Here is an 11,397-nt window from a genome sequence, read left to right on the forward strand (position 1 = left end):
AATACCGTGCGAGAAGTCTGATTCTCCAAGGAAGATTGCAATGAAACGAGCTGTATTCGTAGTCGCGTTGTTCGCCGTGCTGCTGCAAGGATGTGTGTTTTCCCCAGGGCAACACATGACGCCCGAGGATGCCGCCGACGACATCGGCACAACCGGACCGGTAACGGTCCTGCCGATCAACGCGCAGACGGTCGCGCAGCATCAGAGCCTGTACCGGCCCGAACCGGTACCGGCAGCGCTGTATGGCTACACGCCGGGCGACTACCGCATCGGCGCCGGCGACGGTCTGCAGATCACAGTCTGGGACCACGTCGAGCTGAATTCGCCGACCAACCAGGAGCCACGCGCCCAGGGCACGCAGATCGTGCGCAACGACGGTACCGTGTACTACCCGTTCATCAACTCCATCCAGGCCGAGGGCAAGACGGTCAGCGAACTGCGCAATGACCTGCAACGCGCCCTGTCGCGCTTCCTGACCGACACCCAGGTGGACGTCAACGTGCAGAACTACGCCAGCCAGCGCGTGGTGTTTTCCGGTTCGTTCAAGAACGCCGGCCCGCAGGTTCTGAACAACGTGCCGCTGTCGCTGATCGAAGCGGTCAGCCGCGCCGGTGGCGACGATGGCAGCGGCAACCTGGCCGGGCTGATCCTCAAGCGCGACGGGCACGAGTACCTGCTGGATATCGACACCCTGAACCGCAAGGACTCCAAGCTCAACGGCATCTACCTGAAGAACGGCGACCAGCTGCACCTGGGCAACAACCGGGCAAACAAGGTCTACGTGCTCGGCGAAGTCAATTCGCCCCAGGTGATGACCTACGGCACCAGCACCTTCACCCTGCTCGAAGCGCTGGGCAATGCCGGTGGCCTGTCCCAGGAAACCGCCAACGCCGAGGCCATCTACGTGATCCGCGGTGCCCAGGACCGCTCCAAGCAACCGGCCACGGTGTTCTACCTCAACGCCAAGAAGCCGACCGCCTTCCTGCTCGCCCGCCAGTTCGACCTGCAGGCCTCGGACGTGGTCTTCGTCGGTCCTTCGGACATCACCCGCTGGAACCGCTTCATCAGCCAGTTGCTGCCGTCGGCCACCGTGGTTGCTACCGGTAATGCACTGGGTCAGTGATCGGACCACAGAAGCGCCACTGAACGCTTTGGCAAGCGCTTGACTCCAAGTCTTGCCCAGGCGCTCAGCGTAAGCGTTTCGCGCCGATGGGCTTTCGCATCATCTGCCCACTTCAGGAATTCCCATGACTGACCCACGCAACGTTGCCCACGACAAGAAAGTCCAGCAGGAAAAGAAGAACAACGGCGAAGAGATCGCACCCAACGCCGAACACGCGCCACAGCCAGGCATGAAGCCGGCGCTCAAGCACGATGACGAGCAGCAGGACGAGCAGGACGACAAGGCCTGAACCAGGCGCCGACCTGAGCTGAAGACGGCCTCTGGCGGCGCTGACCCACGTCGGTGACCGCCAGATCGCTTGCCAAGATGCGAATTTCTCCGCAATCCGCGCAAAAGCCTGTTCTGCCTGGGCAATCCCCATGCGAACGGCTCCCCGCCTACCCGCAAATCCGCTACGATGATTCCCTACAGCCTTACCGCTCAAAGGGAATTGACATGCCTCATCCTTCACTGCCGGCCGCAGAACACGTGGTGCTCGACAACGGCCTGCACGTGCGCCTGCATCATGAGCCGCGTCTCAAGCGTGCCGCCGCCTTCATGCGCGTCGCTGCGGGCAGCCATGACGTACCTGCCGCCTGGCCGGGCCTGGCACATTTCCTCGAACACCTGTTCTTTCTCGGCACCGAACGCCACAGTGGCGACCATGGCCTGATGGCCTTCGTGCAGAACCACGGCGGGCAGATCAACGCCAGCACGCGCGAGCGCTGCACCGACTATTTCTTCGAGGTGCCGGTGAGCGCCTTCGCCGGCGCGCTGGAGCGCCTGTGCGACATGCTCGGCCATCCGCGCATGACCCAGGCCGAGCAATTGCGCGAGCGCGAAGTGCTGCATGCCGAGTTCGTCGCCTGGTCGCGCGACCCCGAGGCACGCCACCAGCAATGGCTGACCAGTGCGCTGGACGCCGAGCATCCGTTGCGCGCGTTCCACGCCGGCAACCGCTACAGCCTGCCGGTGCCGCGCGACTCGTTCCAGCAGGACCTGCGCAGCTTCTACCGGCGCTTCTACCAGACCGGGCAGATGACCTTGTGCCTGGTGGGCCCGCAACCGCTGGAACAGCTGCGCGCCATGGCCGAAAAAGTGGCCGGTGCGCTGCGCCCCGGCGATACCGCCGAACAGATCGCCCCGCCGCCGCTGGTAGGGACGCCGGGAGAGGCAGTCGAACGTGCGGACAGCAGCCGTTTCAACCTGCTGTTCGCCTGCGAAAACCTGCCCCGTGGTGCCACCCAGGCGCTGGAGTTCCTCGGCACCTGGCTGGGCGCCAGTCAGCACGGCGGGTTGCTGGCCGAGCTGCGCCGTCGGCAACTGGTGCAAAGCCTGGAGCTGAGCACCTTCTACAGCTTCGCCGACCAGGCATTGATCAATATCGAATTCAAGCTCACCCCGGCGGGCGAAACGGCCACGGCGCTGATCAGCCAGCTGTGCTTCGACTGGCTGGAGTTCTTCCAGGCCCACGACGACTGGCAGGGCCTTCGCGAAGAATTCCGCCTGCTCAACGAGCGCCGTCTGCAGGTGGCCAGCGCCCTGGAGCTGGCCCGCCATCACAGTGACGAAACCCCGTGCGAGTTGAGCCGACAAGCCGTGCAGGCGCTGCGCGAGGTGCTCGAACAACTGCGTCCGGAACACCTCCTGCATCCAATGGAGGCCGGCCCGGAGCGCGACCTCGCCGGTCGCTGGCGGCTGCCGCCACGCAACCGCTTTCTGCGTCCGAGCCGACGCCCGGATCACCCCGTGGCCGACCCACAAGGCCTGGCGTACTGGCACGGCGCTTCGGCGCACAGCCACGAAGCGGCGCTGCACCTGCGCTGGCGGGTCAATGCCTCGCGCCACCAGGGGTTGTTCCGCACCCTGCAGGACAGCTTGCGCAAACTCACCGAAGAAGCCCGCCAGGCCGGTGTGCAAATGGTCTTCAGCAGCCTGGGCGACGACTGGCAGCTCAAGCTCAGTGGTGTGCAGGCGCCGATTCCGGCGCTGCTCGAACAGGCCCTGGAGCTGCTCGCCATCCCCGCTCCGGAGGTCTGGCATCAGGCCGGGCAGGAACCGCCGAGCGCAACCCTGACCCCCATCAAGGAACTGCTCAAGCGCCTGCCCGACCACAGCCTGGGTTATTTCCACAGCCGTACCTCCGATGAAGACCTGCGTCCCCTGGCGCTGCAGAAGCTGTGGGGCGCGGCGCGCTGGGATGGCCTGGCGGTCGGCATGGACGACGGCGAACGCAGTGCGCTGAACAATGCGTTGCGCAAGATGCCCGGCACTGCCAGCCCGCATCTTGCGCAACCGCATCCGGCCCATTCGGGGCGCAGCTGGAGCCACGTGCCGTGCCAATCGAGCGAACATGCATTGCTGCTGTTCTGCCCGGTACCCAGCCAGAGCATTGCCGACGAAGCGGCCTGGCGCCTGCTCGCGCAGCTGTGCCAGACGCCCTTCTACCAGCGCCTGAGGGGCGAGCTGCAACTGGGCTACGCCGTGTTCAGCGGCCTGCGCCAGGTGGCGGGGCGCACGGGTCTGGTGTTCGGCGTTCAGTCGCCTCATGCACCGCTGGCCGATATTCTCGGCCATGTGCAGACCTTCATCGAAACCCTGCCAACGCTGGTCGAGGCCTGCAAGCCTGCGGCGCTGGACACCCAGCGCGAAGAACTGGCCAATCGTCACGAGCGCTCGCAAATGGACCTGCTGCCCCTGGCCGATCTGCTCTGGCAGGCTTGCCAGGCCGGCCATGGCGCCGACTATCTGGCTGCCCTGCAGCGGGCGGTGCGCGAGCTGCGCACAAGCGACCTGCAACAGGCGGCGCAGCAACTGGCCAGCGGCACCGGTGGCTGGCTGTGCCTGGCCACAGGCCCTGCGGTGGAGCCTGCGTGGCTGCCGGCGCAGCGATCGTTACCAGGCAGGTAACGGACTTTATCGAATAATTAACCGTAGGCGCCTATCTTATTTAGTAACATAGTCGCCCAAGGAGCATTGAACGTCCTACGGTCGGGGCGGACTAATGCTACAAGCCCATCAACCTAGAAGGAGATCTCTTATGTGGACCAAACCTGCTTACACTGATCTGCGCATCGGCTTCGAAGTCACCATGTACTTCGCAAGCCGCTAAGCTTCAGTTGCAACGCAACGCCTCGGCCAGTCACTGACCGGGGCGTTTTCATTTCCAGGCTTGATGCTGCGAGTTCTCCATGTATATCCAGATTCTTGGCTCCGCCGCCGGCGGTGGCTTTCCCCAGTGGAACTGCAATTGCGCCAATTGCAGTGGCTTTCGCGACGGCAGCCTGCGCGCCCATGCGCGCACGCAGTCGTCCATTGCCCTGTCCGACGATGGGGTCAACTGGGTGCTGTGCAATGCCTCGCCGGACATTCGCGCACAACTGCAAGGTTTTGCGCCGATGCAGCCAGGCCGAGCCCTGCGCGATACCGGGATCCAGGCCATCGTGCTGCTCGACAGCCAGATCGACCACACCACCGGGCTGCTCAGCCTGCGCGAAGGCTGCCCGCATCAAGTCTGGTGTACCGACATGGTGCATCAGGACCTGAGCACCGGCTTTCCGTTGTTCAACATGCTCAGCCACTGGAATGGCGGGCTGGACTGGCAGCGCATCGAGCTTGAAGGCAGCTTCGTGATTCCGGCGTGCCCGCACCTGCGTTTCACCCCGCTGCCGCTGCGCAGTGCCGCCCCGCCCTACTCGCCCCACCGCTTCGACCCGCATCCGGGCGACAACCTGGGCTTGATCGTGGAAGACACGCGTACCGGTGGCACGCTGTTCTATGCGCCGGGCCTGGGCCAGGTCGAGGACGCGTTGCTCGAACGCATGGCCGGCGCGGATTGTCTGTTGGTAGACGGCACCCTGTGGGACGACGATGAAATGCAGCGACGTGGCGTTGGTACCCGGACCGGACGTGAGATGGGTCACCTGGCGCAGAGCGGCCCCGGCGGCATGCTGGAAGTGCTGGAAGGCCTGCCGCGCCAGCGCAAGGTGCTGATCCACATCAACAACACCAACCCGATCCTGGACGAAGACTCGCCACAGCGCGCCGAACTGGCCAAGCGCGGTGTCGAAGTGGCGTTCGATGGGATGAGCATCGAGTTGTAGTGGCGTGTCAGGGAGGGCCTCTTCGCGGGCAGAGACCCGCTCCCACAAGGGCTGAATCAAACTCTGTGGGAGCGGGTCTCTGCCCGCGAAGGGCCATCACTGCCAACACATTTCCTGGGAGAACCACAATGTCCGACACCCCCATGACCCCCGCCGAATTCGAGCAGGCCTTGCGTGCCAAGGGTGAGTATTACCACATCCACCACCCCTATCATGTGGCCATGTACGAAGGCCGCGCCAGCCGCGAGCAGATCCAGGGCTGGGTGGCCAACCGTTTCTACTACCAGGTCAACATCCCGCTCAAGGACGCAGCCATCCTGGCCAACTGCCCGGACCGCGAGATCCGTCGCGAGTGGATCCAGCGCCTGCTCGACCACGACGGTGCCCCCGGCGAAGACGGCGGCATCGAAGCCTGGCTGCGCCTGGGCCAGGCCGTGGGCCTGGATCCCGACCAGTTGCGCTCTCAAGAGCTGGTGTTGCCCGGCGTACGTTTTGCGGTAGACGCCTACGTCAATTTCGCCCGCCGGGCCAACTGGCAGGAAGCGGCGAGCAGTTCGCTGACCGAGCTGTTCGCGCCGCAGATCCATCAGTCGCGCCTCGACAGCTGGCCAGCCCACTACCCGTGGATCGACCCGGCCGGCTACGAATACTTCCGCACGCGCCTGGGCCAGGCCCGGCGCGACGTGGAACACGGTCTGCACATCACCCTGCAGCACTACACCACGGTTGCGGGCCAGCAGCGTATGCTGGAAATCCTGCAGTTCAAGCTCGACATCCTGTGGAGCATGCTCGACGCCATGAGCATGGCCTACGAGCTGAATCGTCCGCCCTATCACAGCGTTACCGACCAGCGTGTCTGGCACAAGGGGATCGCCCTATGAGCTTTGATCGTCTACAAACCCCGCGCTGGCGCCAGGGCTACCGGTTCCAGTACGAGCCGGCGCAGAAAGGCCACGTGCTGCTGTACCCCGAGGGCATGATCAAGCTCAACGAAAGTGCCAGTGCCATTGGCGGCCTGATCGACGGCCAGCGCAGCGTGGCCGCGATCATCGCCGAGCTCGACGCGCAGTTCCCCGGTGTGCCCGAGTTGGCCATCGATATCGAGCAATTCATGGAGGTCGCCCGTGCACAGCACTGGATCGAACTTGCCCAGCCTGCCACCCACGCCTGAAGTCGGACTGCCGCTGTGGCTGCTTGCGGAACTGACCTACCGCTGCCCGCTGCAATGCCCGTACTGCTCCAACCCCCTGGACTTCGCCGCCCAGGGCAAGGAACTGAGCACCGAGCAGTGGTTCAAGGTGATGGCCGAAGCCCGCGAAATGGGCGCCGCGCAGATCGGTTTCTCCGGTGGCGAGCCACTGGTGCGCCAGGATCTCGCGCAGCTGATCGGCGAAGCCCGGCGCCTGGGTTTCTACACCAACCTGATCACCTCAGGCATCGGCCTGACCGAACAGAAGATCGCCGACTTCAAGATCGCCGGCCTGGATCATATCCAGATCAGCTTTCAGGCCAGCGACGAGCAGGTCAACAATCTGCTGGCCGGCTCGAAAAAAGCCTTCGCGCAGAAGCTGGAAATGGCCCGAGCGGTGAAGGCCCACGGCTATCCGATGGTGCTGAACTTCGTCACCCATCGGCACAACATCGACAAGATCGACCGCATCATCGAGCTGTGCGTGGCCCTGGAGGCCGACTTCGTCGAACTCGCCACGTGCCAGTTCTACGGCTGGGCCGAGCTCAACCGTGCCGGCCTGTTGCCCACCCGTGAACAACTGGTGCGTGCCGAACGCGTTACCAATGAATACCGCGCCAAGCTGGAAGCGGCCGGCAGCGCCTGCAAGCTGATTTTCGTCACGCCCGACTACTACGAAGAGCGCCCCAAGGGCTGCATGAACGGCTGGGGCAGTATTTTCCTCACCGTCACGCCCGATGGCACCGCGCTGCCGTGCCACGGCGCGCGTCAGCTGCCGGTGGAGTTTCCCAACGTGCGCGATCACAGCCTGCAGCACATCTGGTATGACTCGTTCGGCTTCAACCGCTTTCGCGGCTATGCCTGGATGCCCGAGCCATGCCGCTCGTGCGACGAGAAAGAGAAGGACTTCGGTGGCTGTCGCTGCCAGGCTTTCATGCTGACCGGCGATGCCGCCAACGCCGACCCGGTGTGCAGCAAGTCGCCCCACCATGGCGTGATCCTGCGGGCTCGTGAAGAAGCGGAACACGCTACCCAGACGATCGAACAATTGGCCTTTCGCAATGACCGAAACTCACGCCTCATCGCCAAAGCATGACCGCTTCAGCGCCTCCCAGGCCGTAGCTGCCGGGACCGATTTCGCCGAACTTCGGGTCGGCCCTGCTGGCGTGTTCTGGAACGAGTTCCGTCCCCAGGATGGCGTCTGCCGCCTGTGGACCGAGCAGGACGGTGTGGCGGTTTGCCTGACGCCCGACGGTTACAGCGCGCGCAGCCGGGTCTACGAATACGGCGGTGGGTCGTTCTGCCTGGCGAACGACGAACTGGTGTTCGTCAACGAGGCCGACCAGCAGCTCTACCGTCAGCCGGTGACCGGCGGCCTGCCGCAACCGTTGAGCTTCGGCCAGAAGCGCTACGGGGGGCTGGAATATGCCGCAGGCCAAGTGCTGGCGGTGGAGGAAGACGGCGACATTCATCGCCTGGTGGCCATCGACCTGGCCAGCGAGCGTCACCGCGTGCTGGCCGAAGGTGCCGACTTCTACGCCTCGCCGGTGTTGAGCCCGGACGGCACCCGTCTGGCCTGGATCGAGTGGGACCGCCCGCACCAGCCATGGACCCAGACGCGGCTGATGTGCAGCGAACTGGCGGCCGTGGCGGAATGCGTGGCCAGCGGTTTCAGCCTGCAGCAGCCGCGCTTCGATGAACAAGGGCGGTTGTATTGCCTGTCCGATGCGAACGGCTTCTGGCAACCGTGGGCAGAAGTCGACGGCAAATGGGCGCCTCTGCCCGCGGCGTCGGCCGACCATGCCGCAGCGCCTTGGCAACTAGGTGCTTGCACCTGGCTCCCGGCTGCCGATCAGGGCTATCTGGCGAGTTGGTTCGACGACGGTTTCGGCCGCCTGGGGCTGTGCGATGGGCAGGGCGATTGCCTGGATTACAGCGGCGAGTTCACGCGGTTTCGCGCGTTGGCCATGGATGCCGACCACCTCTACGCCATCGCCGGTTCACCTCTGCAGCCTTCGGCAGTGATTGCCGTCGACCGGCATGATCACAGCCTGCGCATCCTGGCGGGCGGGTATTCGCCGCTGCCGGCCGAGCAGGTCAGCCTGCCGCAGCCGCTGAGCTACCCCAGCGGCGGTGAGCAGGCTCACGGCTTCTTCTATGCCGCGCAGGGCGACGAGCGCCATCCGCCACTGGTGGTATTCATCCACGGCGGGCCGACGTCGGCGTGCTACCCGGTCTTCGACCCGCGCATCCAATACTGGACCCAGCGCGGTTTCGCCGTGGCCGACCTCAACTATCGCGGCAGCAGCAACTACGGTCGCACCTATCGCGATGCCCTGCATCTGCGCTGGGGCGTAACCGACGTGCAGGACGCCTGCGCCGTGGTCGACTACCTGGCCACGCAAGGCCGCATCGATGCGCAACGGGCGTTCGTGCGCGGTGGCAGCGCGGGCGGCTATACGGTGCTGTGCGCACTGGCGTTCGCCAAGGTGTTCCGGGCCGGCGCCAGCCTGTACGGCGTGAGCGATCCGGCCGCGTTGGGGCGCGTCACCCACAAGTTCGAAAACGACTACCTGGACTGGCTGATCGGCGACCCGGACAGCGACCGACAACGCTACGAAGAGCGCACTCCGCTGCTGCACGCCGATCGAATCACAGCCCCGGTGATTTTCTTTCAGGGAGAGTTGGATGTAGTGGTGGTGCCGCAGCAGACTCGTGACATGGTCGCCGCGTTGCAGGCGGGAGGTGTGCCGGTGCAAGCGCACTACTATGACGAGGAACGGCACGGCTTTCGCAATGCAGCCAACCTGGCCCATGCTTTGGAGCATGAATGGCGCTTCTACCTGAAGGTCATGCAGGAGGACGACCGCGGGCTATCCGATCTGCTTTGAACGCGCCCCGGTGCGGTCGTCAGGCAGACGAGCGCACCGGCAGCGGCATTACCTTCTGCTGGCGATGATGTACACCGCGTGGATGATGCCGGGAATGTAGCCCAGCAGGGTCAGCAGGATGTTCAGCCAGAACGCGCCGGCGAATCCGACTTGCATGAACACACCGACTGGCGGCAGAAGAATGGCGAAAATGATACGAATGATGTCCATGATGCAGCTCCTTGAGGTCGATGCATAACAGACCTCGGGCAATCCCCGGCGTTCCGCACGCGGCTGTATCACCCAAGCCCTAGAGCTGGGCGTCGAGACCATCGAGCAGCCGCTTCAATGCACCCTGGTTGGCTCGCATCACGTCCAGCCCAGCCTGCCCGCTGCGCACCGCTTCGCGGGGCAGCTCCAGCCACCGCCGCAGCGCCGTTGCCAAGCCTTGCGCGTCGTCGACTTCGACCAGCGCCCCGGCCTCGCGCAGCATCGCGCCTATTTCGAGAAAGTTGAACATGTGCGGCCCGCTCAACACCGGCTTGGCCAGTGCTGCCGGTTCCAGCGGGTTGTGCCCACCGTTCTCCACCAGGCTGCCGCCAACGAAGGCAACGTCTGCCAGTGCATAGAGGAACAGCAGCTCGCCCATGGTATCGCCCAGCAACACCTGAGTGGTCGCCGTAACTGCTTGCTCGAGCGAACGCTGCACCGTACTGAACCCTTGCGCCTGGCACAGCCCGTGGACCGAAGCGAAACGCTCCTGGTGCCGCGGAACCAGAATCAGCAAGGCATCGGCATGGCTGGCCAGCAGTTGCCGGTGGGCGGCCAATATCACCGCATCCTCACCTTCGTGGGTGCTGGCAGCGATCCACACCGGACGTTCCTGTGCCTGCCACTGCTCGCGCAACCGGGCTGCGCGCACGGGCACGGCCGGGTCGACGCTGAGGTCGAACTTGATCGAGCCCGTCACCTGCACGCATTCCGGACGTGCGCCCAAGTCCAGGAAGCGTTTCGCCTCGGTTGCAGTCTGCACCGCCAGCAAGCTCATCTCGGCCAGCATCGGCGCGGTCAGGCCTTTGAAGCGGGCATAGCCCTTGGCCGAACGCGCGGAAAGCCGCCCATTGGCCAACGCCACCGGGATGCCGCGGCGGGCGCACTGGTGAATATGATTGGGCCACAGTTCGGTTTCCATGATCACTGCCAGGCGCGGCCGCACGTGGTCGAGAAAGCGGCCGGACGCCCAGGGCAGATCGTACGGCAGGTAGCAGTGCTGGATGCGTGGCTCGCCGGCGAACAGTGCCTGGATGCGCTCCGACCCGGTCGGGGTCATGCAGGTCACCGTGATCGGCAGCTCGGGGTGGCGCAGCAGCAACTGGCGAATCATCGGCGCTGCGGCAATGCTCTCGCCCACCGACACCGCGTGCACCCAGATGCCGCCCGGCTGCATCGCCGGCAGCCGGTAGGCGAAACGCTCGCCGAGGCGCTGCCCGTAGGCCGATGCCTTGCGCGCGCGCAGCCATAGACGCACGGCCAGCAACGGCAGCCCCAGGTGAAACAGCAAGGTGTAGAGAGTTCTGTTCATGGCGGCGAAGTTTACTCAGGTCGCCGTGCTTGACCAAGCACCGGCAGACACCGCACGAACCGATTGCCCGCTGACGGTTCGAAAGGGACCAGCCCCCAGTGGCCGTGCATCGCCTAGAATGCCTGCATCGAAAAGGAGCTCCACCATGAACGCCTATGTTTTTCTTGCCATCGCCATCTGCGCCGAAGTGATCGCCACCGTGTCCATGAAGGCAGTCAAGGGCCTGAGCACACCACTGCCGCTGGTCCTGGTGGTGGTCGGCTATGGCATCGCCTTCTGGATGCTGACCCTGGTAGTGCGCACCGTGCCGGTGGGCATCGCCTATGCCATCTGGGCCGGCATGGGCATCGTGCTGGTCAGCGTCGCCGCGCTGTTCATCTACGGGCAGAAGCTCGACCTGCCGGCCATGCTCGGCATGGCGCTGATCGTGCTGGGCGTGGTGGTGATCCAGCTGTTCTCGAAAACCACCGGGCACTGAGGCTGTATACTCC

The 11,397-nt window shown here is 64.7% G+C and carries 12 protein-coding genes; 10 read left to right on the forward strand and 2 right to left on the reverse strand.

The features are described from left to right. Nucleotides 1-40: 40 nt before the first annotated feature. From IFT76_RS20515 to IFT76_RS20555, 9 genes are all read left to right on the forward strand, one after another. The gene (locus tag IFT76_RS20515) at nucleotides 41-1,123 is read left to right on the forward strand and encodes a polysaccharide biosynthesis/export family protein (protein ID WP_192060081.1); all 1,083 of its coding nucleotides are present in this window, start codon (nucleotides 41-43) and stop codon (nucleotides 1,121-1,123) included. Nucleotides 1,124-1,247: 124 nt separating this feature from the next. After that, nucleotides 1,248-1,412 (forward strand): hypothetical protein, encoded by a 165-nt coding sequence (locus IFT76_RS20520; RefSeq protein WP_122477093.1) that lies wholly within the window; start codon nucleotides 1,248-1,250, stop codon nucleotides 1,410-1,412. Nucleotides 1,413-1,618: 206 nt separating this feature from the next. Next, nucleotides 1,619-4,072, forward strand: coding sequence for a pyrroloquinoline quinone biosynthesis protein PqqF (gene pqqF, locus IFT76_RS20525; RefSeq protein WP_192060083.1), 2,454 nt, complete (start codon nucleotides 1,619-1,621; stop codon nucleotides 4,070-4,072). 130 nt (nucleotides 4,073-4,202) lie between these two features. Next, nucleotides 4,203-4,274 carry a pyrroloquinoline quinone precursor peptide PqqA gene (gene pqqA, locus IFT76_RS20530; RefSeq protein WP_008365141.1) on the forward strand — a complete coding sequence of 24 codons (72 nt, stop codon included), beginning with the start codon at nucleotides 4,203-4,205 and terminating at the stop codon, nucleotides 4,272-4,274. A 79-nt stretch (nucleotides 4,275-4,353) separates the two neighbouring features. Continuing rightward, the gene (gene pqqB, locus IFT76_RS20535; protein WP_192060085.1) at nucleotides 4,354-5,265 is read left to right on the forward strand and encodes a pyrroloquinoline quinone biosynthesis protein PqqB; all 912 of its coding nucleotides are present in this window, start codon (nucleotides 4,354-4,356) and stop codon (nucleotides 5,263-5,265) included. Nucleotides 5,266-5,393: 128 nt separating this feature from the next. Beyond that, entirely contained in the window at nucleotides 5,394-6,146 is a 753-nt protein-coding gene (gene pqqC, locus IFT76_RS20540; protein ID WP_192060086.1) for a pyrroloquinoline-quinone synthase PqqC, read from the forward strand. After that, on the forward strand, nucleotides 6,143-6,436 hold the full coding sequence (pqqD, locus tag IFT76_RS20545) for a pyrroloquinoline quinone biosynthesis peptide chaperone PqqD (RefSeq protein ID WP_122477086.1): 294 nt from the start codon (nucleotides 6,143-6,145) through the stop codon (nucleotides 6,434-6,436). The genes pqqC and pqqD overlap by 4 nt, the downstream gene beginning before the upstream one ends. Then, nucleotides 6,390-7,550, forward strand: a complete 1,161-nt coding sequence (gene pqqE, locus IFT76_RS20550; protein WP_122477084.1) for a pyrroloquinoline quinone biosynthesis protein PqqE — start codon at nucleotides 6,390-6,392, stop codon at nucleotides 7,548-7,550. The genes pqqD and pqqE overlap by 47 nt, the downstream gene beginning before the upstream one ends. Beyond that, entirely contained in the window at nucleotides 7,516-9,345 is a 1,830-nt protein-coding gene (locus IFT76_RS20555; protein WP_192060088.1) for a S9 family peptidase, read from the forward strand. Before pqqE ends, IFT76_RS20555 begins: the two co-directional genes overlap by 35 nt. A 48-nt stretch (nucleotides 9,346-9,393) precedes the next feature. Here the strand turns inward: IFT76_RS20555 and IFT76_RS20560 are convergent, their stop codons facing one another. Both IFT76_RS20560 and waaA read right to left on the reverse strand, forming a co-directional pair. Continuing rightward, nucleotides 9,394-9,555: a YqaE/Pmp3 family membrane protein gene (locus tag IFT76_RS20560; RefSeq protein ID WP_122477081.1), complete on the reverse strand. Its 162-nt coding sequence runs from the start codon at nucleotides 9,553-9,555 to the stop codon at nucleotides 9,394-9,396. A gap of 79 nt (nucleotides 9,556-9,634) precedes the next feature. After that, complete coding sequence (gene waaA, locus IFT76_RS20565) at nucleotides 9,635-10,906, reverse strand: lipid IV(A) 3-deoxy-D-manno-octulosonic acid transferase (RefSeq protein ID WP_192060090.1); 1,272 nt, start codon at nucleotides 10,904-10,906, stop codon at nucleotides 9,635-9,637. A gap of 145 nt (nucleotides 10,907-11,051) precedes the next feature. Between waaA and IFT76_RS20570 the strand changes: the two genes are divergently transcribed. Continuing rightward, nucleotides 11,052-11,384 (forward strand): DMT family transporter, encoded by a 333-nt coding sequence (locus IFT76_RS20570; protein WP_192060092.1) that lies wholly within the window; start codon nucleotides 11,052-11,054, stop codon nucleotides 11,382-11,384. Nucleotides 11,385-11,397 lie beyond the last annotated feature (13 nt).

This window comes from Pseudomonas sp. CFBP 13727 (assembly GCF_014841915.1).
In the GTDB taxonomy this organism is placed as follows: Bacteria; Pseudomonadota; Gammaproteobacteria; order Pseudomonadales; family Pseudomonadaceae; genus Aquipseudomonas; species Aquipseudomonas baltica.

What these genes read in the sequence shown, in the direction of transcription:
- IFT76_RS20515 (WP_192060081.1), top strand. Translation starts at nt 41, where the DNA reads ATGAAACGAGCTGTATTCGTAGTCGCGTTGTTCGCCGTGCTGCTGCAA.
- IFT76_RS20520 (WP_122477093.1), top strand. Translation starts at nt 1,248, where the DNA reads ATGACTGACCCACGCAACGTTGCCCACGACAAGAAAGTCCAGCAGGAA.
- pqqF (WP_192060083.1), top strand. Translation starts at nt 1,619, where the DNA reads ATGCCTCATCCTTCACTGCCGGCCGCAGAACACGTGGTGCTCGACAAC.
- pqqB (WP_192060085.1), top strand. Translation starts at nt 4,354, where the DNA reads ATGTATATCCAGATTCTTGGCTCCGCCGCCGGCGGTGGCTTTCCCCAG.
- pqqC (WP_192060086.1), top strand. Translation starts at nt 5,394, where the DNA reads ATGTCCGACACCCCCATGACCCCCGCCGAATTCGAGCAGGCCTTGCGT.
- pqqD (WP_122477086.1), top strand. Translation starts at nt 6,143, where the DNA reads ATGAGCTTTGATCGTCTACAAACCCCGCGCTGGCGCCAGGGCTACCGG.
- IFT76_RS20555 (WP_192060088.1), top strand. Translation starts at nt 7,516, where the DNA reads ATGACCGAAACTCACGCCTCATCGCCAAAGCATGACCGCTTCAGCGCC.
- IFT76_RS20560 (WP_122477081.1), bottom strand. Translation starts at nt 9,555, where the DNA reads ATGGACATCATTCGTATCATTTTCGCCATTCTTCTGCCGCCAGTCGGT.
- waaA (WP_192060090.1), bottom strand. Translation starts at nt 10,906, where the DNA reads ATGAACAGAACTCTCTACACCTTGCTGTTTCACCTGGGGCTGCCGTTG.
- IFT76_RS20570 (WP_192060092.1), top strand. Translation starts at nt 11,052, where the DNA reads ATGAACGCCTATGTTTTTCTTGCCATCGCCATCTGCGCCGAAGTGATC.